The sequence below is a fragment of the Thalassotalea coralli genome (genome assembly GCF_055786205.1).
On record NZ_JBVVBK010000007.1, the window covers coordinates 294,767 to 317,733 of the forward strand.

Genomic DNA, 22,967 nt, shown 5'->3' on the forward strand with positions numbered 1-22,967 from the left:
GTGTAAAAAGGCCAGAATTTCGTCTTAGATTGGCATTTTTTCATCAATTTACCTGCTAATGAAAGATAGTCAACCAAAGCTAGGTCTGCTATTCATCTGTTTATTAGTGGGGGCAAATGAACGAAAATTCCACGAATATTACAAATTCTTACGTTTATAAACGAATTATTACTAATTTTAGACAGATTAGATTGTTAATTTCAGATGAAGTATTTGTTGCGCTAGGTTAGAATTAGCGCCACTTCGTAAAACAGAAGACAAACTTAGAACAGGCTCTATGTCAGATATTTTAGTAGACATTAAAAATATGACCTTTAAACGCGAGCAGCGTGTTATTTACGATAACATCAGCTTGCAAATTCCAAAAGGTAAAGTAACGGCCATAATGGGGCCAAGCGGCATAGGTAAAACAACCTTGTTACGCTTAATTGGCGGTCAGTTACAACCAGAGTCTGGACAAATTTGTTTTGACGGAGATGATATTAACCAATTTTCTCGCGCTGAACTGTATCAAGCAAGACAGCGTATGAGTATGTTGTTTCAAAGCGGTGCTTTGTTTACCGATATGTCAGTGTACGACAACGTCGCTTTTCCGATAAGAGAACATACCAAGCTTTCTGAACGCATTATTGAGAAAATCGTATTGATGAAGTTAGAAGCTGTAGGGCTTCGAGGCGCACGTCACTTAAAGCCTAGTGAGTTATCAGGCGGTATGGCAAGACGAGCGGCGTTAGCACGTGCAATTGCACTTGACCCTGAACTTATCATGTATGACGAACCTTTTGCTGGGCAAGATCCTATTTCAATGGGAGTGATTGTTCGATTGATTAAGTCACTAAACGATGCTGCTGGGCTGACGTCAATTGTTGTCTCACATGATGTTCCTGAGGTGATGAGTATTGCTGACTACATTTACATTATTGCGGAACAAAAAATTATTGGTCAAGGAACGCCAGAAGAAATTCATCAACAAGAGTCTCCTCTTGTTAAGCAGTTTGTTAAAGGACAATCTGATGGCCCTGTACCTTTCCACTTTAAAGCGCCGTCATATCAAAAAGAATTGATAGGCAAGGAATAGTTTTCGTGAAGTTTTTGCAAATTTTAGGACAAAAAGTTATTGGTAGAGTTGCCGCTTTAGGGCGAGCAATCATCTTATTGTCCTCATCGTTGTTACATTGGCCAAATCCACGAAAAGGCTGGCCGTTGCTGGTAAAACAATTACACGCAGTTGGTGTGTTATCTCTGATTATTGTTATTGTTTCTGGTGTGTTCATCGGTATGGTTTTAGCGTTGCAAGGCTACACTATTTTAGTTGGCTATGGTGCTGAAGCTAGTTTGGGGCCTATGGTTGCTCTTTCATTGCTTCGAGAGTTAGGTCCTGTTGTTGCCGCACTTTTGTTTGCGGGTAGAGCAGGGTCTGCACTAACTGCTGAAATTGGTTTGATGAAAGCGACTGAACAATTATCCAGTATGGAAATGATGGCGGTTGACCCATTAAGGCGTGTTATCGCACCAAGATTTTGGGCGGGTTTTATTTCTTTACCCTTGTTAGCAGCTATTTTCTCAGCGGTTGGTATTTTAGGTGCTCATTTAGTGGGTGTTGACTGGCTAGGCGTTGACGGCGGTACTTTTTGGTCAGTAATGCAGGCACAAGTATCGTTTGAAAAAGACATTTTGAACGGCATTATTAAGAGTGTTGTGTTCGCCTTTGTTGTTACCTGGGTTGCTGTTTACAAAGGCTATGATTGTGAGCCGACTTCGGAAGGAATTAGTCGTGCAACTACTGCGACAGTAGTGCAATCTTCGTTATTAGTTTTGGGATTAGATTTTATTTTAACGGCTTTAATGTTCGCTAATTAGCAAAAAAATTAGTGAATATTCAGCTTCTGTTAAGTAAATAAGTGTAAATTTGGTGGAGACATGGTGTCTAAAAAAGTAGAAATATTAGTAGGGTTGTTTGCGGCAATAGGTATTGCGGCATTGTTGATGTTATCGCTAAAAGTAGCTGATAGTGGTATTTCTGGCAACGGCGCAACGTACCAGTTATATGCTAAGTTTGACAACATAGGTGGACTTAAAGTGCGTTCTCCAGTCAAAGTTGGCGGTGTTGTTGTAGGTAGGGTTAGCGATATTAGCTTAGACCCAGAAGACTACACACCTGTGGTGACGTTAGAGATTTACACACAATATGACAACTTTTCAGAAGCAACGTCAGTTTCTATTCTTACGGCTGGTTTGCTAGGTGAACAATATATAGGATTGTTGCCTGGCTTTATGGATGAATCAGTTGAGACGTTAGTTGCTGGTGACTTTATTGAAGATACTAAGCCTGCCCTTGTATTAGAAGAGTTAATTGGGCAGTTTTTATTTGGACAAGGTAGTGACGATTAGCAAAATGAACCTATTAAATGTAAAACGCAAATCTTTGGTTATGTTAATGGTTAGCGCAATTAGTTTTGTGGTGACGCCAGTTTTCGCTCAATCATCAAGTATTGAGCATAGTCAGCAATTTGCTCCTTTAGTGGCAGATGAAGGCGGTAAAGCGGTCAACAAGAAAGACCCTTATGAAATGATCCAAACGGTTGCCGATATTACGTTTAAGCGCTTTGCTAGAGAACAATCTCAAATTCGTCAAAATCCAAATTTGTTAAAAGATATCGTCCGTGAAGAGTTGGTACCGTATATCAATTATCAATACGCTGCATTTAAAGTTATCGGCGGAAGTAACTTTAAAAAGACCACGAAGGAGCAGCGAGCGGCTTTTGTCCCTGTTTTTCGTGATTACTTAATCACGTCATATGCGCAAGTGTTTACTTTGTATAACAATCAAGAGGTGCAATTTGGACCGGCTAAAGATTTTAGCAACGAGAAAGTTGTCGCAGTAAAAACAGTGGTACTTGAGCCTGGTAGAGATCCTATTGATATTTCTTTTCGCGTGAGAAAAAGTAAAAAATCGGGCGAATGGAAAGCATACGATATGGTCGCTGAAGGTATTAGCTTGCTGGATAGTAAACAAGCTGAGTTATCTAGTTTAATTCGTCAAAAAGGCTTGCCATACGTTACCGATATGTTGAAAGAAAAAGCTAATAAAGACATCGTTTTTAAGTCGTAATCGAGCATATGAAGACAAAGTTATCTTTAAATAATGATTGTATTGTTGTCGCTGGACCATTAACCAGAGACGCAATTTCAAAAGGATTTGAGAAAAAAGCCTTGGAGCTGTTATCGCAACCTCAGCTGAAAGTCGATTTATCAGCTGTTGAGCGCGGCGACACTGCTGGTTTAGCGTGGCTTTTATTGCTAGTTGAGCAAGCAAATCAACGCAAAGTTACTCTGCAATTTATCAATATTCCTGAAGACTTACAAAAATTAGCAAAATTATCTGCTGTCTCTCCTTTCTTGCCAGTCGAATAACCCCTATAATCCCGATAATTAGATTATCGGGAGTACAATTAAGTGGACGTTTCTGAAATAGAAAAATTAATCAACGATGCCGTTGAATTAGATGAGTTACATGTAAAGTTTGATGGTTCGCAATGCACGATTATAGCGGTAGCGGATTTTTTAGGTGAGCTATCTCGCGTTAAGCGTCAGCAAACTATTTATGCACCACTTAAAGAAGCAATTCAATCTAACCAGATACATGCCGTTACCATTAAAACTTATACCACAAGTGATTGGCAACGAGACAAAATGTTCAACCTTCCTTTATAACCGTTTAGCTGGATAGAATTACCTTGGATGCATTTAAAATAAACGGCGGTCATCCGTTAAATGGCGAAGTGACAATCTCGGGCGCTAAAAATGCCGCTCTGCCTATTTTGATGGCTGCTTTGCTATCAGATACTCCTACTACGATCAGTAACGTACCGCGTTTAAATGATATTAATACCACCATCAAACTTATGTCTCAATTAGGGGCGAAAGTTGAATGGTTATCTGATGATAAGCTATTGATTGATGCTACTTCTATTGATCAGTTTGTCGCTTCTTACGAATTAGTTAAGACCATGCGTGCGTCAATTTTGGTGTTAGGGCCGTTGTTAGCAAGATTTGGTCATGCTGAGGTTTCTTTACCTGGTGGTTGTGCGATAGGTGCTAGACCAGTAAATCTCCATATTCATGGTTTGAAACTAATGGGCGCTGACATCGAGGTGGAAAACGGTTACATCGTCGCAAAAAATGAAGGCCGCTTAAAAGGCGCTACCATCTTTATGGATACTGTCAGTGTGACAGGCACTGAAAACTTGATGATGGCAGCGGCACTTGCTGATGGCACTACTGTCATAGAAAATGCGGCACGAGAGCCTGAAATTGTTGACCTTGCTGAGTATTTGATCTCTATGGGAGCTAAAATTTCAGGTGCAGGAACAGATACGCTAATTATTGAAGGTGTTGAGTCTCTTTCTGGCAGTGAATATAAGGTCATGCCAGACCGTATTGAAACAGGAACTTTCTTAGTGGCGACAGCGGTGACTGGTGGCGATGTAACTTGCCGAAATACTGACCCTAGCGCGTTAGATGCTGTGTTGAGTAAATTACAAGAAGCGGGTGCCGAGTTATCGTATGGCGAAGACTGGATTCGAATCATAATGAATCAAAGGCCAAAAGCTGTAAATGTGCGAACCGCTCCTCATCCAGCGTTTCCTACCGATATGCAAGCGCAATTCGTGGCGTTAAACGTTATCGCTGAAGGCGCAGCAACGGTCACAGAAACGATATTTGAAAATCGCTTCATGCATGTGCCAGAAATGCAACGTATGGGTGCTGATATCCGTTTAGAAGGAAATACTGCTGTTATCCAAGGTGTAGAGCAGTTAACGGGGGCGCAAGTTATGGCTACAGATTTACGAGCGTCTGCTAGCTTGGTTATTGCTGGTCTTGTTGCAACTACGGAAACGCAAGTTGATCGTATTTATCATATCGATCGCGGTTATCACAAAATCGAAGATAAGTTACAGGCACTAGGTGCTGACATAGTACGAATTGCCCAGTAGCTTTAAGCACACGATTAAAAAAGGCGTATTGATTAACTATCAATACGCCTTTTTTATTGTTATTCCAACTAAAATTCACTTGCGATTACGGGTAAGTCTGTACAACCGTAATCAATATTGAGTTGGCTCAGTAAACAGCTAAGCTGTCCTCTGTGGTGGGTTTGATGGTTAAACAAATGACTCACATAACTTCCTAAGCCTTTTGACATTGCTTGCCCTTCAGTCGTGGTATATCGAATGGTTTTCGGGTAATCGTCGTCATTGATGTTTTGGGCAAAAGTTAAAATAACCTCATCCACGGCTTTTCTTAAGCTTTCGATTTCTTCAAACGAAGTAGCGAAAATATTATCAACCGCCGTCGCTTTAGGGAATTGAACTAGCTGCTCATGTGCGAGCAAATGCGGTAAGCTGTGCGCAATTCGAGATAGCATAATCAAATCACCAAATAATAAGTGATTCCAATAATGCATAACACTGGGGAAGAACGACTGAGTGTCTTGTTGCCATTGTTTTTGCGTTAGCTTGCTAGAAGCGCTAAGCAATTGTTGATTCATGCGTTGGTTGTAGCAAGCCATCATTTGGCTATATGTTTTAAAGCTCAACGTAAAATTCCTTCTTTAACCCTCGAAATCTTTATCTATTTCGAGGGCGATACTCTCCAATAATTACCGGGACATCTATCGACTTATTGTTGCGAAGTACTTTGAAAGTAAGTTCAGTACCAGGTCGTGTTTCAGTAACAATATCTAAAGCGTGATGAATAGATTCTATCGGTGTGTCTTCAATTTGATAGATAACATCTCCAGGCGTCAAACCTGCTTTAGTTGCAGGGCTATTAGGCACTAATTCACTAATGCTTACACCTTTTTGTAGAGGGCTGTAGCCTGCGTCTTGTACCCCAATCCAACCGCGAACAACACGACCGTTTTCAATTATTTGCACCATAACCTTGTAGGCTATACGATAAGGCACAGCAAAGAAAATGCCTTGAACATTTTGTTGTTGATCTCTGTGCTGGTATTGGTGGGAGGTAATACCAACTAACACGCCGTTGCTGTCTATTAATGCGCCACCAGAATTACCATTGTTAATTGCAGCATCCATCTGAATAAGTTGCAAGTAGCTATGGTTTTGGAAGCCGCTAGGGCGACCTGTGGCACTAATTATACCTTGGGTTATAGTTTGCCCTAACGCAAAAGGATTACCTATGGCTAATACCACGTCACCTACTTCCGATTGATATTGTGGGTCTTGAGGGATGATAGGTAAGTTTTCCGCTTCAATTTTTAACACCGCTAAATCCGTGGTGATGTCAAAACCGATAACATTGGCAGGAAATGTTTGCCCAGTTTGAAGTTGAACCACTATTTGCGTTGCGTTTTGAATGACATGATAGTTGGTTAGCATATAGCCATTAGACGACATGATAACGCCCGAACCAAGACGTTGTTGAACCGACTGCGAACGATAATAAAATGGGCTACTTTGAATTGATTGCGAGTAAATATTTACTACCGCAGGGCCAGCTCTTTTTACCGCGCTAGAATAAGATACTCGAGCAGGCTCAGCGGGTGACTGGTTAAGAATTTTCCATCCTGACGATTGACCGTTTTTAATATCTGGAAACAAAACGATGATAACGACGGCGATGATAACACCATAGCTAATGGCATTGATTATGTACTTTAGAGTGTTTAACAATTTCAAGTAGTATTGTCTGTCATTTTTCGCTAAAGACTAACACAAGCTGATAATAGCTACCAATGAAGAAGCTAATTTTTTTACGCCAATAAAAAAGCGGCCATTTAGCCGCTTTAAGTCAAGGTCTTATATGTCACACCTATTTAGTGAATTCTTACATAAAGGTTAGAGTTACCTCGGACGATGTTAAGCAATAAGATACCGTCATTGCTTTGCAGTAACTCGCGAAGCTCGCCGATAGTGGCAATTTTACGTCGATTTACGCCACGAATAATATCGCCTTCACGTAGTCCTGACATGGCTGCCGGAGATCCTTCTTCGACACCGGTAATAGTTACACCATAGCCTTTACTATGGTTTTCAAGCTCTGCACCTTCAAGCATGCGGTGGATAGTACCTGGCTCTACCGTAGCAGAGTCAGCTTTTTTCAAAGTAACCTTGTAAGTTTCTTTATCACCATCATTTTTAATCACGGTTAACTTAACTGAGTTACCTGCACCCACTGCGCCGATTTTACCTTTTAGTTCACTAAACGACTTAATTTTCTTGCCGTTTACTTCAACAATGACATCACCGGCTTCGATGCCTGCTTCTTGCGCTGCCGAGCCTTCGGTGACTTGCTCAACAAAAGCACCTTGTGCCTCTTCGAGCTCCATTGCCTTAGCTAATTCGCCTGTTAAGCTTCGCCCAGCAACACCTAATACGCCTCGGCGTACTTCACCATATTCGATGATTTGACCAACAAGGCTTTTTACCATGTTACTTGGAATGGCAAAACCAATGCCTACATTGCCGCCGTTAGGGCCAATAATTGCGGTATTGATACCGATTAATTCACCTCTAAGGTTGATTAACGCGCCGCCTGAGTTACCACTATTAATGGCAGCATCCGTTTGAATAAAGTCTTCGAAATTGTCAGCATTTAGGCCGCTTCGTCCTAGCGCACTTACGATACCTGATGTCACTGTTTGACCTAAGCCAAAAGGACTACCAATAGCGACGGCGAAATCGCCTACGCGTAGTCGATCAGAATCAGAAAACTTAACTTCTGTTAAATTTTCAGCTTCTACCTCCAGAAGCGCAATATCACTGTTTTCGTCAGCGCCAATTTTTTTCGCTTCGATTTGGCGTCCGTCTTTTAAGGTGATTTGAATTTCATCAGCTTCTTTAACAACATGATAATTAGTAACAATATGACCTTTTTCAGCGTCAATAATGACACCTGAGCCTAAGCCCTGAAATGGTCTTTCTCTACTTTGACCTTGGCGGGGATTACCAAAGAAAAATCTAAAAGCGTCAGGTACATTTTTGACTTCTTGAGTACCTTTAACGGAAATTAGCACGACTGCTGGTGTTACTTTTTCTAGCATAGGTGCAAGGCTTGGTAACTGTTGGCCAGCGACGGAAGTTGGTAAGGCTGCGCTCGCAGGTAAGCTCGCCATGGCTAAACTACTGGAAAGAAAAATGCTACTCATTAATACAGACATTTTTTTCATCTTAGAGATTTCTCCTACTTTTCTGTTTTCTACCCACTTACAGACTAATAGATTTTTTGTTAGTTCCTAGCTGTTAGCTTCAGTATTTGTAACAGGTTGTTTCTTATCAGCAAATAAACCACTCGCTTCCCCAGAATAATCAAGAGGTGCTTCGGTTCTAGGCTCATCTGTTTTACGTTCTTCTTTGTTATGACGAAGTGCTACAGTTTGCGCTAGCTGTTCTTGCGTTTCTTTTGAAAAGAATGGCATATGTTCAATGTCTGTCGGTGTCGCTTGTTGCAATAATTGCGTGCTTTGCTCCATTTGCTTCATCGCTTTTTGACAGGTTTGATTCATTTGCTCAAGTAGTTGTGTTGAATTATCTAAATGTTCGGCAACATCTAATTTGTACTGCGCCAATGAAGCCTCTGCCTGAGTTGCTTTTTCGGCAAGAGATTTGTTTTCTGTTTCTGCAGCGGATAAAAACTTGCTCGCAATAAAACCCACAAGAGCGCCAACAGCAAAAATAATAATTCCAACAACGATATTCATATATATAACCTTAATTTACTTGTCGCACGAAATTGTATTCGTAGAGAAAATTGGTGAAAATAGAGATTAACACACTGAGACTAAATTATTTGACTAATATTTAAGATCGCAATACAAAATTTTCAAGAGTAATGCGCTTCAATGGCAGTCAAATAGGCATTTTATTCATATGATACATTTATCTCCTATTGAAAAGTATAACCAAGATCTGAAAAGAGACGACTTTCAATACGATGCTGCACAAGAAAATGCAGTAAAACACCTACAACGTTTGTTTGAAGATTTACAACAAAAGCCGCTGCCGGTAACGGGCTTTAAGAAGGTGCTTAACCGTTGGAAGCGTGTTGTTGCTAAATCTGAAACCAAACCTATTCAAGGGTTATACTTTTGGGGAGGTGTAGGCCGAGGTAAAACCTATCTTGTTGATACCTTTTTCGATTGCCTGCCGTTTCCTAACAAAATGCGCGTTCACTTTCATCGCTTTATGCATCGTGTTCATGAAGAAATGAAGGATTTGGCCGGTAAAAGTGACCCTCTCAAAATTATTGCCAAGAAGTTTGCTAGTGAAACCTGCATCATTTGTTTTGATGAGTTTTTTGTCTCAGACATTACAGATGCGATGATTCTAGGGACCTTATTTGAAGAGCTATTTGCACTTAACGTGACCTTAGTCGCTACTTCAAATATTATTCCTGATGATTTGTATCGAAACGGTTTGCAGCGTGCGCGCTTTTTACCTGCAATAGCGTTAATTAATCAACATTGTGATGTGGTGAACGTAGACAGTGGCGTTGATTATCGTTTGCGAACGTTAGAACAAGCAGAAATTTACCATCACCCATTAGATGAACAAGCAACGACAAATTTAGAGACTTACTTTACCAAATTGTCGGTGGAAGAGGGTAAAAAAGGCGCTTCGATTGAAGTAAATAATAGACCATTAGAGACGATTGCTGAATCAGATGGTGTTGTTTACTTCTCTTTTAGTACTCTTTGTGAGTCTGCCCGAAGCCAAGGTGACTATATGGAATTGAGTAAAATATATCACACCGTATTGCTTGGCAATGTTACCCAAATGAATGGCGACTGCGACGATACCGCACGACGCTTTATCGCTTTGGTTGACGAATTTTATGAGCGCCACGTAAAGCTTATCATCTCTGCTGAAGTGCCAATGAGTGAGCTATATACTCATGGTGGGCTAACCTTTGAATTTAAGCGCTGTTTAAGCCGCTTACAGGAGATGCAGTCACACGACTATTTGGCATTAGAGCATCTGCCGTAAGCCGTTAGACCTATTTAATCACAGATTACATTACGTTGATTATGCTGGGCGAAATTGCTCAGCATCTAACTGATGTTTATTGAGTAATTTATAAAACTCTGTGCGATTTCGTTGCGCAATTCGAGCTGCTTGTGACACATTACCGCCCGTTATGGTGAGCAATTTCGACAAGTAATCTCGTTCAAAATGATCTCTCGCTTCTTGAAAAGAAGGCAACTCACAAGTGGTATCTCTTAGTGCTTTTTTCACTAAGCCGTCATTAATAAGAGATTCGGTACATAAAGCAACACTGTGTTCGACAACGTTTTGAAGTTGGCGAATATTGCCAGGCCAAGAAGCACTAACCAATAACTCCATCGCCTCTTTGGTGAAGCTATTGATAGCTTGTTTGGTTTTGTTTTTACTAAGTGTGAGAAAATGGTTTGCAAGTAGCGGAATATCTTCTCTGCGATCATTTAGTGCGGGTAAGGCTAGCTCAACAACATTGAGACGGTAATATAAATCTTCACGAAAACTGCCATCAGCAACTTCTTTATGTAAATCTTTATGAGTAGCGGCAACAATCCGCACGTCGACTTTAACCGACTGAATACTACCGACAGGGCGAATTTCTTTTTCCTGAAGCGCACGCAATAGTTTCACTTGAAAGTTAAGTGGCATGTCGCCTATTTCATCCAAAAATAGCGTGCCGCCTGAGGTGGCCTCAAACAGTCCAATGTGATTACTTTCAGCGCCTGTAAATGCCCCTTTTTTATGACCAAATAATTCAGACTCTAGCAATTGTTCTGGGATCGCAGCACAGTTGATGGCAGTAAAAGGTTTATTGTGTCTATCACTCGCTTTATGAATCGCTTGTGCCAGTAATTCTTTGCCTGTACCACTTTGGCTTTGAATAAGTATACTAAAGTCGCTTTTTGCTACTTGGAAAGCTTGTTGTAACAGAGTGTTCATTACACCGCTTCGGCTAATAATTTTTTCTCGCCATTGCTGCGGCATGTCGTCTTGACTAGAGTCAGATACGTGAACATTTAAAGCAAGTGCTTGTTCGACGGTATCGAGTAATTCTTGGCTTTCAAAAGGCTTAGTTAGAAAGCTAAAAACACCTTGCTTGGTAGCATGAATTGCATCGGGAATTGTTCCGTGAGCTGTCATGATGATGACCGGTAAGTGAGGGTGCCTTTCGCGCGCTTTTTCGAATAAAGCCATACCGTCCATGCCATCCATACGGAGATCGCTGATCATTAACTGAATTGTTTGACTATCTAATAGGTTTAGCGCTTGCATGCCATTTTCGGCGGTATGTACTTGATATCCAGCTGCTGATAAACGAATGCTAATAAGCCTCAGTAAACTTGGATCATCGTCAACCAGTAGTAGTGAATGTTTAGGTGAAAAGTCATTACTCATCTATTGGTCCAAATCTAATTCTATGGATTTAAGCTGCTGAATTTGCTTTTTAAGTGTTAAGTTTTCTTGCACCAAATGTTCTTTTTGCAATAGGTGTTCCTTGCTTTTAGCTGTGATGGATTTTTTCTCATTTCGAAGCAGAATCTGTTGGTCTAAATGATCTTTCATCACCAGAATAAATCCTTGATGGGCATTACTTACTGCTAAGCCATTGATGGCGTTAAGGTAGCTTTTCGCTGTGTAGGGATTAAAGTATCGCGTTGACGGTACAGAGTGCAGTGCAGCTAACTTTAGTTTATTTTCTATTATATTTTGTTCGGCTTGGTTTAATTTATTCAACTCTTCGGCAACACGAGATTCAGGCTGTTGTTTTAACCAAACATAATAGTTATTTAGGGAAGGTGTAAGGTCAGTAGCAGGCGCTTTGGTTGTCGTTTGGCAACCAGATAATACTAAGCTAAATATGCTTAGCGCTAAGACTAAAAAAGGCGTGGAAAATCGGCCTGTAGTTACATGTTTCATACTTAAATTATTCACGTGAATTATCGTTGCACAATTTAGTGCGCTGCTGGCAAGGTTAACACAAAGTGAGCTCCTTGTTCACTTGCGCCCAAAGCAATGCTACCTTGCATGCGGCTGGCGATCTCTTGCACTATAGTCAAGCCGAGTCCACTCGACTTTACTTTGTAATTTTCTGGCGCTGGCCCTTGTACAAAGGCATCGAAAACTTTACCTCGTATGTCTTTCGGTATTCCTGGACCTTGATCTTTTATGGATAACACTAGCTTGTGGTTATCACAGCTGCATTGCATCTTTATTTGGCCATTTTGCGGGCTATATTTTATCGCATTGGATAACAGGTTATCTAATACAACATTTAGCTGTTTTGGGTGACAGTAAACAAACACGTCGTGGTTGGTACGCTCAATGTGAAGTTGTTTTCTGGTGATATCTAGCTGATGGGCCTCAACACACTCGCTGAATACGTTATTTACATTGATTTTCTGTGCTTGTTGTAAGCTCAATGAATCAAGAACAACATTGAAATTTAGTAGATCTTCAATGAGTCGCTGCAAGCGATCCACGTTATTGCTTAAAATGTCTGTGACTTCTTGCTGGCTATCGTTTAGTTCACCAACACTGTGATCGTGAAGCAATGCTACACCTTCTCTAATTGCCGCCAACGGTGTTTTTAGATCATGTGATATATGACGAATAAAGCTCGACTTTTGCTGCTCTAGTGAATGCAGTTGCCGGCGCATTTTATCAAGTGCAATACCGATCGATTGAATTTCTGTTGCGCCTTGGATAGAAATTGATTTATCAAGCTTTCCTTGTTCAATTTGCTTGATATGGCGAGTAAACTTTCTTAATGGACGAATTATTTGTACGGCAAATAAGATTGCGATAGCAAGAGATAAAGGAATAACAAGCAGGCTCGTTAACAACACGTACTTTGATTGTTGAGCTTGTTTATCTAAAGACAATACCTGTTGATTGATTACTAATTCGATTGCGTCAGCAATTTCTTGTTTGTCTAATTCAATTTGTCGAAACAAAGGTGTAAAAGAGTCGAGTGTAATGGCGTTGTTTTCAGTAGCCGAGTCCAAATTATTATGATGCTGTTCTAGTAAGTCATCAATAGCGGCTAAACTAGTCACTAAGTGTTCGCTAGCACCTTTAAGACTTTCAGTAGCAAACATATAACCATTTCGGTTTAACCAAACGGCTTCTTGCTTTTCTCTTTCCTGTATATATCGCTGATAAAGTTCTGGAGAGCCTAACACTGCATATTGACTCGCGACGCGTTGGCTTTTGTCTAATGAAGAGTTCAATTGGCGAACGGTATGTATAAAAGCTGATACACGCTCTATGCTATTTGCACTTTGTTCGGATAAAACACCTATTCGTGACGAACCATAAATGATGGTAATAAATAACGGCATCAATACCGCAGCGAAACCAATAATGGTTAGTTTCTTGATCGATAATTGTCGACTGTACTTACTTACAAGCGCGTGAACTGGCTTTAGCGCGGGTTTGAACATGGTGCTTGATGTTATTGTTTGATTAACTGTTAACAAGTTTTACGTTAAGCCGAATGGAAATACAAGACTGTCGCTAATCGACAACAGTCAGGCTTTGTTGTCGTAAAAACGTTTAACTTTATGAAAATAAACGACTAATTTAACAGTGAGTTTTGCTGGTTCTGATAATGCTTAGTTAAATTAAATTTACTGTCGTCAATCAGCGACAGTTATCACATTCACTACTTCCCTGAAAATTCACTTAATTCAATAAAATCAAAGGCATAAAAAGTTGGTACATACCGTGCAATGTCACAGTTGTAATCAAAATAATTAAATTGAGACTTAGAATACATGAGAGAGGAACAAACGATGGAGTCAATTAGTTTAAAGAAAATGACTTTAGTAGTCGTCCTATGCACGGCGGGTGGTTTTTTAGTGAATGCTAATGAATCAACTGATCAAGTAGAAGAAAGTAACGCGAAAAGTGTCGCTGCAGCTAAAGAAGTCCAAGAGAAATCTAAAGACACTGCAACCGATACTAAGCAGACATCACCAGTATTTGCTCGCTTATTGAAAAAAAGTGATAAAAATAAAGACGGTTCTTTAAGCAAAGCTGAATTAACCGAAGCATTGGACTCGCAATTAATTGCGGTGTTCGATAAAATTGATACGAATAAAGATTTGCTCATTACAGAGCAAGAATTTGTCTCGTATAGTCAATCCCCTAAGAGTTAGCTCACTCTGCACTGTATTTTTCTGGTGCGCCGACTATACGTCCCAACCGGTAGTCGGTTTTTTTGTTAATAGGTTATGTGTGATGCCAAAAATGCCAAGGTATATTCAACACGGCGATTGGATATTCGAAATAAAGTCTGTTCGTGCGTTAAAAGTTGGACAGTATGGTGATCCATACTCTGCAATCGCTTCTCTAACGCTAAATGGTGACACTGCATACTACGACGGCTTAATGACTCGAGATGACACATCATTTAGTCGAAAAGATTTTACAACTTTAGCTGAATTCTGTCGGCAATTAGACGTGAAAGATATTAATTTTGATCGTTTTAAAAATAATCAACTGGTGACAGAAACTGTGAACTTAGAAAGCCCTTCAGAATCAGCTCCAGCCGTACCTTTAAAAAGTGTGATTTGATGCTGAGGCTGGTGCAAAATATTAGCCTTTTGACCAACCCTAACAATGGACTTCAAACTATTGTAGAAACTGTGCGACTAAGCGTTGTTGCTCGTTAATCTTACTGAGTAATTGTGTGTTCAGTTCACTTGAGTTTTTACTGTGCAGGTCGGTTGTTTCTGACATATCAGAGATACTTTCTAAATTCCCACTGATCTGTTGCGCAACTACCGCTTGCTGTTCAACGTTGACTGAAATATCGACACTATGGTGAGACATTCGCTCAACTTCTTCAGCAATTTCGCTGATTGCTTGTTTGGCAGCTTGAGCAAGGGTAACGCTTGTTTTGGAAAGCTCACCCCCTTTATCCATTTCTTGGATAGCGCCGCTTGATTCTGATTTTATTTGTTCTAGCAGTCGATTTACTTCTTCTGTAGAAGACTGTGTACGCATTGCTAAAGCTCGAACCTCTTCAGCTACAACTGAAAAGCCTCGGCCTTGTTCGCCTGCACGCGCCGCTTCTATAGCAGCGTTAAGGGCAAGTAAATTTGTTTGGTCGGCAATGCCGCTTATTTCACTTAGTACATTTTCTATGGCGTTAGTGCGATTGACTAGTCTCGATATGGTGCCGCTAACAGAAGAAAGCTGCTCAGAAAGTGCATGAATAGAATTAAGCATATCTTGTACAGTATTATGGCTTTGACGAGATATCGTTAGACTGTGTTCGCTAGCTTCAGAGCCTCGTTTTAAGCTTTCAGAAATGTCATTGATAGTAATGGATAGTTGCTTTATTGCTTCACTCACTTCTGACGTTTCTGCTTTTTGTTGCGAACAAGCATTTGAGGTTTCTACGCCTAAATTGTGACACTCACTTGCTGATTTAGTAACGTTTCCAGATACTTCAAATACTCGACCTACTACGGCGGTAAGCTCTGCTTTTCGCATCTTCTGCGATAATATAATAGAACCTATATCGTCTTTTGTACCCGAGTAGATGTAGTTCATCAATGGGTTGTCATAAACGGCTTTTGTTTCTTTGACTAGTTGACGATATTTCTTACGCCAGTTGGCAAAAACAAAGGTTGCTGTGAGGGTTACAAATACTACTGGCGTTAACGACAATATATTGCCAAAGCTAAAGCTTAATCCGATCAAATACAATGAACAAAAGGCGAGGGCCATAAGTACTAGTACGGTAACATCAGTTCCCAAAAGACTCTTTCGTATTGAGCTCCCATTGTTTATTTTTCCGTAAACCTCACTTGCTCTAGCTTGGACATCAGCATCAAGCTTGGTTCTAACGGATTGATATTCAATGGTTTCACCTTTTTCGTTTTTAATCGGTGTCACATAAGCGTTAACCCAATAGTAATCGCCATTTTTACAAGCATTTTTAACCGGTCCCATCCAGGAGTGCCCAGTTTGAATATAGCTCCACATGTTGGCAAAGGCTGCTTTGGGCATATCTTTATGACGGACGATATTATGAGGTTTATCTTGCAACTCCTTGGCAGAGTAACCAGCAATTTTACAAAATTCTGGGTTAGCGTAGCGAATAACACTGGTTGCATCAGTAACGGAAATTAGTAAGTCGCCTTCGTTAAATTGAACCTGTTTTGACATATCTAAGCGTGTTCTCAATCCTTTAATTAAGGTCACAACACTAAGCTAATTTGAACAATCGTCAAATAATGTCAAAACTGTCAACTATTTATGGACAGTGTGCTTAAAGTGATACATCTATTTTTAGTCTTGATATAGATCAAGGCAGCCCGCTATGGGTGGGATAAAATAGTTACACTGATAAGACGGTCCAGTAGTTATGGCACTTCGATTTTCAACCCGTTTAAAAAAACTGTTAAACACTCGAAAAATATCAATTTCTAAGCTTGCTCGCGATATGCAAGTTAGCCGACAAGCCGTATATAACTGGCTAGAAAGCGACCATATCAGCGCGAGTTCTTTAACTAAACTCTCTCGGCAGTTAGCGGTTACCGAAGATTGGCTTAAATATGGCGCTGACTCAGAACGCGATATAGTGGCTAAAGCTGAAAAAAATGCGTTTATAAGAGTGTTAAATAATCCAGCCTTTAGAGACGCTAAATTACACCTTACTTTGCATGATGTGCTGCTAGGTTCGTATTACTTTAGCTCAGGCGATGTTACCTGTTATAACATCAGCTCAGCATTGAACCCCAACAAGCCTATCCTTAATACTTTAGAAGATATGCAAGTGCATATTGGGGCTAGGCAGACTAGGCGAGTTCACATGGCCATTCAGCAACTACTAACTTGTCAGAAAATAGTCGATATTTACTTGAGCTGCTCTCACAATACCAATATTTATCAATTATCGTTAGTTCCGATTTTTAATCAGGACAAATTAATTGAAGGTATGTCTTTTAGCGTAAGAAATACAGGGCTATCTGATCGTGATATTTCACAGCTTATAGCAGCCAAATGTGATTCATGTGTATTTGGACACCTTTACACTTAGTACCTAACACTAAGTGAGGATAAGAAGTTCAAGCTATGCGCCTAATAGGGGCAAATGTTTAATTTTTTTATAGGTGAGCGCTAGGGTTAAACAGTGAATCAGTGCCGATGAAGCTGTAAGGTTGCTAAGCGGTAGTTCGATTGCTCTGTTACCTTGATAGATGAATTCCTCGGGATAAAGTTCTCTATATGTTGCCACTAACTTAGTTTGGCAATGAAAAAAGACTAGGATTTTGTCTGGTGATTTTGGCAGCCAGTCAATGCGAAATGGGCTTCCAGAATAGACGGTAAACGTGAGCTGACCCCATTTCAACGACTCTTCTACTGGGTTCACGCCAAGCTCGTTAGCTAAAGTCAGTATTTCACTTCTGAGTGCGACTAGGACACGTTGCACTTTCTCTGGATATTGCTCAAGTTTAGCTTTGACGACTTCGTTCATATATCAATCTGCCTAAGTCTATTTGTTAGTGAACTCAGCCACTTTACACAGTTAAACCTTTAATTGAGGGCGCTTAGCTTGCAACCCACGTTTGAGTTAACACCACATCGCTTTTATTTAAAAGTGTAAGCGTAAATTCGTCACCTTTATTAACTTTACCGACACCTTTTGGCGTGCCTGTCATTAATATATCGCCATCTTCTAATGTCATGAAAGACTGAACTTCTTCTAGTAATGCCTGCGGTTTAACCATCATTAAGTCGTAGTTAGCTTCTTGCGTTATTTGGTTGTTAATGGCTAGCGTTAGTTGGTAGTCGCTAAGTTCACCGGAAATTGGTAAAAACTCGCTAAACAATGCTGAATTATCGAAAGCTTTCGCTCGCTCCCAAGGTAATCCTTTTGTTTTTAGCTGTGTTTGAACATCGCGCTTGGTGAGGTCTAACCCTATGCCAATTCCTGCTAACTTTTGCTTCTGAACTAAGAAGCAGATTTCGCCTTCATAGTGAATGTTATGGCTAGTTTTGGCAAACAAACGACTACCAATAGCAGAGTTTGGCTTAATAAATACTACTGGCTCGTCAGGGATTTCATTGTTTAATTCTTCAATATGAGCGACATAGTTACGACCTATGCAGACAACTTTGGTAGGGGATATCGGTTTTTTGTTAAAAATGACTTGGTTCAAATGATGTTTCCTCGCTGGTAATATACCTAGTGATTATCGGCTTTTTGCTTGTCGGTATTGGGCAGGTTATTTTCCTGTTCAAATGAGTTAATGCGGGCGGTAATTTCAGATAAACGTGACCAGCTTTGCAGCGTTATCGGCAAGACAATAGCAGCGCCTACGAACTCCCAAGAGTAGCTTACAATTGAAAATATTTTTCCTGCCGATATTTCACCTGTTAAGGTCGAAAACCATAAATTAAATGCCACCACAGAAAGCAATACGAAAAAGACACTGCCGTATAATATCGCTTCGCGATCTGAGATTTTAATTTCAAGGCGTTTTAATCGAGTTAAATGTGTTAGTAATTGGCTCGGTGATTTAGTTTCTAAGACAGACACTTGCCTTTCTGTTTGCTTATTTAGCGTGCCGTTTAAAGCATAGAAACCGCGATGGAAAAAACTGTAAATTGCCATCATCATTAAAGAGGCGACAAAGGCAGCTAGCGCTAATATAGGATCAAAGAAATATAGCACGATAATAGACACGCTAAATTGGACCGTAGCATTTAAAAGATCTGGAATACTCTCTTCCAAAAAATCAACTAATTCTCGACCCATAGCCAGTCGAGCGTTAAGGGTTGAAACGGCAAGTGATTTATTTTTTTCTGCCAATTCTGTTAACACTTTAACTCTTATGTGTCCGTAGGCACGCGTATCAAACACTCGTCTTAAAACACTCATTGCGATTAGGCTAATTAAGATGACAATGAGTAAATAAAAGTCAGAGAACTCTTTTGCTAACAAGCCATCAATCGCAAATCCAATGAACAAAGGCACTAGCGCCAGCAGCGCAATTTCAATGGTATTAATAACTAAATTGGTCGTCACAGCTAGCTTATTTGCTGAAACAATATTGGCGAGTGAAATTTGAGGCCGACTTGGCATTAGGCAAATATCCTTATCATAGATACAAAGCAAGCTAGGTGAAAAACCTAGTAAGAAATAATAGCGTGGAAAATGCTAACAATATGTTGGCGAGTTTTCAAAGGCTATGGCAGGAATTTGGGCGCTAATACCAATTACATTAAATTGGTATTAGCCTACCGCAACGGTATCAGTTACTTTGCAGTAGGCTATCGGGTTGATTTAATAGAGCTGTATTATTTAACTAGCATTTTCAATGCTGCTTAATGTTACTCTCCGTCTACTTCTTTTAGCTGTTTTTCTTTTAATTTTGCTAAGTTGTTTTGGTAGTAATCGTATTCCCTCGAACCTTTTTCTACTAGCGACATCGCCGTGTGCATTTGTTTAATTGCTTGTTCTACTTTTCCGGTCATAGCTAAAGCTTCAGCGTAGCTATCGTATGCGTTAGCTGACTTAGGGTGGCTCTCAACGTTGTGTTTAAAAAAAGCGAGTGCTTTAGTGGTGTCTTTAGTGACCCAGATATGAAAATAGCCAGCATTGTTAATAATTGATTCACTTGGTTGCACTTCAACACCTAAGCGCTCAGACAGCTTTGCGAAATGTTTCTCTAAAGCGTTTACACCTAAGCTTACTGTCTTAAAAGGTACGTGCCATCCTTCGTAAACACTGCGTAAAGACGGGTATAAGCCAGCCAAAGGTGTTGAGCCATGCGTTTCTTCAATTAGGTGTTCAGATTTGTAGCGAAAATCCGTAGGTTGGTTGCTCTTTAAAAATTTGTCTAGTTCAATAAAACCATCACGACTAGCGATTGCGCCGGGTATTAAGCCACTTTGACCTTCATTGCCCATATTCATGTAGAGGTAGTTTTTATAGTTTTCTTGGCTATTAATAAACGCTTTTACGTTTTTAACCATCACTTTATTGTCCCAACTAAGAGAAGGGCTAAAAGCGATATGTGCCTGAAAAAGATGGGGTTTAGTTGTTAAGCTGCGCAGGACGAGTAATCCTCCCCATGAATGGCCAACGATAATATTAAACTTATTTGTACGATATGCTTTGTGAATTTGAGGCATAAGCTCAGTTTCGATAAAACTGATAAAATTATCTGCACCCCCTGATTCTGCTTGGTCTTCTGTGCGGGTAGGCGTAAAGTCTCGGGTTCGATTGGTGTTTGGTATTTCAACAATGATGATCTCAGAAGTAAGCTCTCTTCTCGCTGCAGTCTCAATTATTCCTTTGGCGTAATCTATATGCCCTGGCCCATCGAGCATATATAGTACAGGATAGGTCTTTTTGGGGGATTGTTCATAGCTCGGTGGTAAGTGAACCGTGACTCCTCTTTCTTCTTTTAGCACCTTAGAGGTTAGTGTGACTGTCTCTGAAGTTTTATCGTAAGCGTACGAAGATATTGATAGCAAAACCAAATGTAAAAGTACGATAGCTAGTTTGAAAGCCTTCATTAAGTAAATTTCCTTCTAACTTAGTTGATATTATTAATATTTATTATTGTTTTCTGTTTTTAGTTTTAGGTATTAATTTTTATTTACGATTATTTTCGTAATTCAAATTATCGTCAATAGTGCGAAATGTAAACAGTAAGATTAATAAAAGTTTAATGTTAGGTACTCATTAAAATCTGGAATGAGTGATTCTCGGAGAATTTAAATAGCGGGTAGGAAGGGCTGAAAAGTTTAGCCCTTATAGATTTCACTGTTGTTAGTTAGCCTTGTTGTATTGGTGCCAGGCTTTACTCAGTGTCGTTGGATGTTCAATCTAACAAAAAGCATGGTAACAACAGGCGCTTAATAGGAAGAGGTTATAACTCTCCACGAACGCGTTTATTTTCAATACCAAGATATTTTTCTATTTCTTGTTCAATATAAATGGCCTGTTCACTTGAGTCTAACCCCTCAACTAATGGCACGTCTTTGCCAGAGTGAGCTATTACATGCACTTCATATGAAAGATGATGGCTATGAGCCTTATTTGAGACTTCTTTGCAGTAAAGTTGCTTTATGTCGTTGACGTTAAGCCGTTTCCCTTTGGTTAAGGGTAAAGGGCCGTGTGTTACCTGAACTTGCCAACGCGAGACAATAATACGTGTTTGGTTAATAGCGTCAGCAACCACATAATAGCTACCGAACGCCCCAATAAATGCCATCGTATACTCATAGAAGCTAAAATAATTCCAAGAAAAGTAAAGCAATTCATCAAGTATTGCCCACCAAAATCCAATCATGATTAAAGCAAAGAATAAGGTACTCGAGCCGAACCATTTTTTTGTGATAACGAGCTGCTTAGTTTTACGCTCGATGCGCATTTTACTTGGTAGGTTAATGTCTACGTATTCAGTCATCGTCGTTTACAGAGTAGGTTTTAGGTGAGGCACTTGTATCTTCTTGATGTTGACCAGAAGTTTTTGCTCCTAGGTCATTACATAGCGCACAATCTATATTTTTATGAAAGTTATAAGCTCTTCGCAAAGCAAATACCAAAAGGGAGATAGCTGCCCAAAGCAGGCCAAATTCAGCGGCATACTCAACAGTTTTTCCTTTACTGTATTGAACCAATGCAAGCAAAGCGCCAATGATAGGAAAGGCGATTGCATACTGAATAAGCCATTTTTTTACTGGCATGATATGTAGCGATTTAGTAAATTCCATCTCGTTTTAACTTCCCCATGTGGTAAAAATACCTACCGCTAATTCAGCCCAAAGTAGTAAAAATGCGACAATAACGAAAGCAATAATAACAGGCTTAAACTTAACGGTAAGCGTGTTATCGATAAAAATAGCGCAGCTACCAAACACTAAAATCATAGTAAACATTATGGCAAAATCTGCTATGGACCAATTAAAGCCATCTAGATAAAAGTTAGAAAAAAAAGGTAGCAACATAACCGAAGATGCGAATGCGAACAGATGCAAATACGGGGATCTCATGTTCATTATAGATTCCTCACGGTTAAAAACTCCCACCTAGGGGACTGCGACTTTCTGTTATTTTTGAATGCTGTTTATTAGTTATACGTTTTCTAATAGCAATTGGCGAGAAATTTCGTGCAAAATTTAGGCTATTCTTCAATGCGAATAAAAATAACCAGTTATTTTTATTCGCTATTAACTTGGTGCCTCGTAGAGTGGGGTTATTTACCCATTGGAACGAGCTTAACCTCTTTAATTTCGATTGATTGCCATACATTTCCTGTAACGTATGGATCACTTTCCAGCCATAAATCCAACTGTTCACGAGTTTCAAACTGTACATGAACAGTTGAACCAACCATAGTGCCATCATCGTTGAGTATTGCGCCACCACTTAGAAACGTTCCCGCCTCAATCATGGCTTGAATCCCTTCTAGGTGAGACTCCCTGTTGGCTAATCTTCTGTTTAATGCATCACTATCTTTGTGATCGTACGCAGTAATTACAAATTGCATGTTTTTTCCTTAAATCTGTTCTGTGGAGAGTTTGCTAGCGCAGTAAGTCAAGCCCAATATCAGTGACTTCATTGACTAAATCAGGCAAAGGCGATTCTGATGATAAGTGTAAAAGTGAATCAAAATTGAATCGGGGCCAACTTTCAAAGCATGTGTCAGATATTTCTAGTCGCAGCTCAGAATAACTAGCGGTAAAGTTGTTGGCCTTAGCTATCTGAGTGAAGTCTTGCGGTAAACAAAACATAGCGTATGCATACTGAATATTGAACTTCTCCTTAAAAGCAGTAAGAAAAATAGTGTCTACTTGCTCTTGAGTGTAAAACTCCTGTTTGCCATAGTCGCTTACGAGTTTTTTCGGTAGTGTCTTGGCAATATTCTTGATTGAGGCTTTGTCTTGAAATGAGTCAAACATACTTTAAATCCG

General features: G+C 39.9%; 28 protein-coding genes. 11 read left to right on the forward strand and 17 right to left on the reverse strand.

Annotation, left to right across the window (positions count from 1 at the left end; translation table 11 throughout):
* Positions 1-277: 277 nt before the first annotated feature.
* The 7 genes from ACOB80_RS17935 to murA are packed head-to-tail and all read left to right on the forward strand — an operon-like array spanning position 278 to position 4,997.
* A complete protein-coding gene (locus ACOB80_RS17935) occupies positions 278-1,078 on the forward strand; it encodes an ATP-binding cassette domain-containing protein (protein ID WP_473167237.1) in 801 nt (266 codons plus the stop codon).
* A gap of 5 nt (positions 1,079-1,083) precedes the next feature.
* Positions 1,084-1,860 (forward strand): lipid asymmetry maintenance ABC transporter permease subunit MlaE, encoded by a 777-nt coding sequence (mlaE, locus tag ACOB80_RS17940; protein ID WP_473167238.1) that lies wholly within the window; start codon positions 1,084-1,086, stop codon positions 1,858-1,860.
* A gap of 60 nt (positions 1,861-1,920) precedes the next feature.
* Entirely contained in the window at positions 1,921-2,391 is a 471-nt protein-coding gene (gene mlaD / locus ACOB80_RS17945) for an outer membrane lipid asymmetry maintenance protein MlaD (protein ID WP_473167239.1), read from the forward strand.
* Between the two features lie 4 nt (positions 2,392-2,395).
* The gene (locus ACOB80_RS17950; protein ID WP_473167240.1) at positions 2,396-3,112 is read left to right on the forward strand and encodes an MlaC/ttg2D family ABC transporter substrate-binding protein; all 717 of its coding nucleotides are present in this window, start codon (positions 2,396-2,398) and stop codon (positions 3,110-3,112) included.
* Between the two features lie 8 nt (positions 3,113-3,120).
* The gene (locus ACOB80_RS17955; protein ID WP_473167241.1) at positions 3,121-3,414 is read left to right on the forward strand and encodes an STAS domain-containing protein; all 294 of its coding nucleotides are present in this window, start codon (positions 3,121-3,123) and stop codon (positions 3,412-3,414) included.
* Positions 3,415-3,456: 42 nt separating this feature from the next.
* A complete protein-coding gene (locus ACOB80_RS17960) occupies positions 3,457-3,714 on the forward strand; it encodes a BolA family protein (protein WP_473167242.1) in 258 nt (85 codons plus the stop codon).
* Positions 3,715-3,737: 23 nt separating this feature from the next.
* Positions 3,738-4,997 (forward strand): UDP-N-acetylglucosamine 1-carboxyvinyltransferase, encoded by a 1,260-nt coding sequence (gene murA / locus ACOB80_RS17965; RefSeq protein ID WP_473167243.1) that lies wholly within the window; start codon positions 3,738-3,740, stop codon positions 4,995-4,997.
* 68 nt (positions 4,998-5,065) lie between these two features.
* Here the strand turns inward: murA and ACOB80_RS17970 are convergent, their stop codons facing one another.
* From ACOB80_RS17970 to ACOB80_RS17985, 4 genes are all read right to left on the reverse strand, one after another.
* A complete protein-coding gene (locus ACOB80_RS17970; RefSeq protein WP_473167244.1) occupies positions 5,066-5,599 on the reverse strand; it encodes a DinB family protein in 534 nt (177 codons plus the stop codon).
* Positions 5,600-5,630: 31 nt separating this feature from the next.
* Positions 5,631-6,704 carry a trypsin-like peptidase domain-containing protein gene (locus ACOB80_RS17975; RefSeq protein WP_473167245.1) on the reverse strand — a complete coding sequence of 358 codons (1,074 nt, stop codon included), beginning with the start codon at positions 6,702-6,704 and terminating at the stop codon, positions 5,631-5,633.
* A gap of 137 nt (positions 6,705-6,841) precedes the next feature.
* The gene (locus tag ACOB80_RS17980; RefSeq protein ID WP_473167246.1) at positions 6,842-8,194 is read right to left on the reverse strand and encodes a Do family serine endopeptidase; all 1,353 of its coding nucleotides are present in this window, start codon (positions 8,192-8,194) and stop codon (positions 6,842-6,844) included.
* 66 nt (positions 8,195-8,260) lie between these two features.
* On the reverse strand, positions 8,261-8,725 hold the full coding sequence (locus ACOB80_RS17985; protein WP_473167247.1) for a Z-ring associated ZapG family protein: 465 nt from the start codon (positions 8,723-8,725) through the stop codon (positions 8,261-8,263).
* A gap of 169 nt (positions 8,726-8,894) precedes the next feature.
* On the opposite strand from ACOB80_RS17985, the gene zapE reads away from it, so the two are divergent.
* A complete protein-coding gene (zapE, locus tag ACOB80_RS17990; protein WP_473167248.1) occupies positions 8,895-10,010 on the forward strand; it encodes a cell division protein ZapE in 1,116 nt (371 codons plus the stop codon).
* Positions 10,011-10,049: 39 nt separating this feature from the next.
* Here zapE and ACOB80_RS17995 read toward each other — a convergent pair whose 3' ends face one another.
* Genes ACOB80_RS17995 through ACOB80_RS18005 form a run of 3 tightly spaced genes read right to left on the reverse strand, consistent with a single transcriptional unit; the run spans position 10,050 to position 13,465 of the window.
* Positions 10,050-11,417, reverse strand: coding sequence for a sigma 54-interacting transcriptional regulator (locus ACOB80_RS17995; protein WP_473167249.1), 1,368 nt, complete (start codon positions 11,415-11,417; stop codon positions 10,050-10,052).
* Entirely contained in the window at positions 11,418-11,954 is a 537-nt protein-coding gene (locus ACOB80_RS18000) for a hypothetical protein (protein ID WP_473167250.1), read from the reverse strand. It abuts the gene before it with no gap.
* 20 nt (positions 11,955-11,974) lie between these two features.
* Positions 11,975-13,465 (reverse strand): HAMP domain-containing sensor histidine kinase, encoded by a 1,491-nt coding sequence (locus tag ACOB80_RS18005; RefSeq protein ID WP_473167251.1) that lies wholly within the window; start codon positions 13,463-13,465, stop codon positions 11,975-11,977.
* A gap of 351 nt (positions 13,466-13,816) precedes the next feature.
* Between ACOB80_RS18005 and ACOB80_RS18010 the strand changes: the two genes are divergently transcribed.
* A complete protein-coding gene (locus tag ACOB80_RS18010; protein WP_473167252.1) occupies positions 13,817-14,182 on the forward strand; it encodes an EF-hand domain-containing protein in 366 nt (121 codons plus the stop codon).
* A gap of 82 nt (positions 14,183-14,264) precedes the next feature.
* Positions 14,265-14,600: a hypothetical protein gene (locus ACOB80_RS18015; protein WP_473167253.1), complete on the forward strand. Its 336-nt coding sequence runs from the start codon at positions 14,265-14,267 to the stop codon at positions 14,598-14,600.
* Positions 14,601-14,657: 57 nt separating this feature from the next.
* On the opposite strand, the gene ACOB80_RS18020 is transcribed toward ACOB80_RS18015, so the two are convergent.
* On the reverse strand, positions 14,658-16,202 hold the full coding sequence (locus ACOB80_RS18020) for a methyl-accepting chemotaxis protein (protein WP_473167254.1): 1,545 nt from the start codon (positions 16,200-16,202) through the stop codon (positions 14,658-14,660).
* Positions 16,203-16,401: 199 nt separating this feature from the next.
* Here ACOB80_RS18020 and ACOB80_RS18025 point away from each other — a divergent pair, with 199 nt between their 5' ends.
* A complete protein-coding gene (locus ACOB80_RS18025) occupies positions 16,402-17,076 on the forward strand; it encodes a helix-turn-helix domain-containing protein (protein WP_473167255.1) in 675 nt (224 codons plus the stop codon).
* Positions 17,077-17,109: 33 nt separating this feature from the next.
* Here the strand turns inward: ACOB80_RS18025 and ACOB80_RS18030 are convergent, their stop codons facing one another.
* From ACOB80_RS18030 to ACOB80_RS18070, 9 genes are all read right to left on the reverse strand, one after another.
* The gene (locus ACOB80_RS18030; protein ID WP_473167256.1) at positions 17,110-17,514 is read right to left on the reverse strand and encodes a DUF1801 domain-containing protein; all 405 of its coding nucleotides are present in this window, start codon (positions 17,512-17,514) and stop codon (positions 17,110-17,112) included.
* 73 nt (positions 17,515-17,587) lie between these two features.
* Entirely contained in the window at positions 17,588-18,199 is a 612-nt protein-coding gene (locus tag ACOB80_RS18035; RefSeq protein ID WP_473167257.1) for a fumarylacetoacetate hydrolase family protein, read from the reverse strand.
* Positions 18,200-18,225: 26 nt separating this feature from the next.
* Positions 18,226-19,125 carry an ABC transporter six-transmembrane domain-containing protein gene (locus ACOB80_RS18040; protein ID WP_473167258.1) on the reverse strand — a complete coding sequence of 300 codons (900 nt, stop codon included), beginning with the start codon at positions 19,123-19,125 and terminating at the stop codon, positions 18,226-18,228.
* A gap of 248 nt (positions 19,126-19,373) precedes the next feature.
* Entirely contained in the window at positions 19,374-20,564 is a 1,191-nt protein-coding gene (locus ACOB80_RS18045) for an alpha/beta hydrolase-fold protein (RefSeq protein ID WP_473167259.1), read from the reverse strand.
* Between the two features lie 356 nt (positions 20,565-20,920).
* Complete coding sequence (locus ACOB80_RS18050; RefSeq protein WP_473167260.1) at positions 20,921-21,460, reverse strand: hypothetical protein; 540 nt, start codon at positions 21,458-21,460, stop codon at positions 20,921-20,923.
* A complete protein-coding gene (locus ACOB80_RS18055) occupies positions 21,453-21,767 on the reverse strand; it encodes a hypothetical protein (protein ID WP_473167261.1) in 315 nt (104 codons plus the stop codon). The genes ACOB80_RS18050 and ACOB80_RS18055 overlap by 8 nt, the downstream gene beginning before the upstream one ends.
* Before the next feature lie 6 nt (positions 21,768-21,773).
* Positions 21,774-22,052, reverse strand: coding sequence for a hypothetical protein (locus tag ACOB80_RS18060; RefSeq protein WP_473167262.1), 279 nt, complete (start codon positions 22,050-22,052; stop codon positions 21,774-21,776).
* Between the two features lie 197 nt (positions 22,053-22,249).
* Positions 22,250-22,543: a YciI family protein gene (locus tag ACOB80_RS18065; RefSeq protein WP_473167263.1), complete on the reverse strand. Its 294-nt coding sequence runs from the start codon at positions 22,541-22,543 to the stop codon at positions 22,250-22,252.
* A gap of 34 nt (positions 22,544-22,577) precedes the next feature.
* Complete coding sequence (locus tag ACOB80_RS18070) at positions 22,578-22,955, reverse strand: DUF6559 family protein (protein WP_473167264.1); 378 nt, start codon at positions 22,953-22,955, stop codon at positions 22,578-22,580.
* Positions 22,956-22,967 lie beyond the last annotated feature (12 nt).

Bases quoted from the DNA above. Each gene is read 5' to 3' on its own strand.
- ACOB80_RS17935 (WP_473167237.1), top strand. From the start codon at position 278: ATGTCAGATATTTTAGTAGACATTAAAAATATGACCTTTAAACGCGAG.
- mlaD (WP_473167239.1), top strand. From the start codon at position 1,921: ATGGTGTCTAAAAAAGTAGAAATATTAGTAGGGTTGTTTGCGGCAATA.
- ACOB80_RS17950 (WP_473167240.1), top strand. From the start codon at position 2,396: ATGAACCTATTAAATGTAAAACGCAAATCTTTGGTTATGTTAATGGTT.
- ACOB80_RS17955 (WP_473167241.1), top strand. From the start codon at position 3,121: ATGAAGACAAAGTTATCTTTAAATAATGATTGTATTGTTGTCGCTGGA.
- ACOB80_RS17980 (WP_473167246.1), bottom strand. From the start codon at position 8,194: ATGAAAAAAATGTCTGTATTAATGAGTAGCATTTTTCTTTCCAGTAGT.
- ACOB80_RS17985 (WP_473167247.1), bottom strand. From the start codon at position 8,725: ATGAATATCGTTGTTGGAATTATTATTTTTGCTGTTGGCGCTCTTGTG.
- zapE (WP_473167248.1), top strand. From the start codon at position 8,895: ATGATACATTTATCTCCTATTGAAAAGTATAACCAAGATCTGAAAAGA.
- ACOB80_RS17995 (WP_473167249.1), bottom strand. From the start codon at position 11,417: ATGAGTAATGACTTTTCACCTAAACATTCACTACTACTGGTTGACGAT.
- ACOB80_RS18005 (WP_473167251.1), bottom strand. From the start codon at position 13,465: ATGTTCAAACCCGCGCTAAAGCCAGTTCACGCGCTTGTAAGTAAGTAC.
- ACOB80_RS18010 (WP_473167252.1), top strand. From the start codon at position 13,817: ATGGAGTCAATTAGTTTAAAGAAAATGACTTTAGTAGTCGTCCTATGC.
- ACOB80_RS18015 (WP_473167253.1), top strand. From the start codon at position 14,265: ATGCCAAAAATGCCAAGGTATATTCAACACGGCGATTGGATATTCGAA.
- ACOB80_RS18020 (WP_473167254.1), bottom strand. From the start codon at position 16,202: ATGTCAAAACAGGTTCAATTTAACGAAGGCGACTTACTAATTTCCGTT.
- ACOB80_RS18025 (WP_473167255.1), top strand. From the start codon at position 16,402: ATGGCACTTCGATTTTCAACCCGTTTAAAAAAACTGTTAAACACTCGA.
- ACOB80_RS18030 (WP_473167256.1), bottom strand. From the start codon at position 17,514: ATGAACGAAGTCGTCAAAGCTAAACTTGAGCAATATCCAGAGAAAGTG.
- ACOB80_RS18040 (WP_473167258.1), bottom strand. From the start codon at position 19,125: ATGCCAAGTCGGCCTCAAATTTCACTCGCCAATATTGTTTCAGCAAAT.
- ACOB80_RS18045 (WP_473167259.1), bottom strand. From the start codon at position 20,564: ATGAAGGCTTTCAAACTAGCTATCGTACTTTTACATTTGGTTTTGCTA.
- ACOB80_RS18050 (WP_473167260.1), bottom strand. From the start codon at position 21,460: ATGACTGAATACGTAGACATTAACCTACCAAGTAAAATGCGCATCGAG.
- ACOB80_RS18055 (WP_473167261.1), bottom strand. From the start codon at position 21,767: ATGGAATTTACTAAATCGCTACATATCATGCCAGTAAAAAAATGGCTT.
- ACOB80_RS18060 (WP_473167262.1), bottom strand. From the start codon at position 22,052: ATGAACATGAGATCCCCGTATTTGCATCTGTTCGCATTCGCATCTTCG.
- ACOB80_RS18065 (WP_473167263.1), bottom strand. From the start codon at position 22,543: ATGCAATTTGTAATTACTGCGTACGATCACAAAGATAGTGATGCATTA.
- ACOB80_RS18070 (WP_473167264.1), bottom strand. From the start codon at position 22,955: ATGTTTGACTCATTTCAAGACAAAGCCTCAATCAAGAATATTGCCAAG.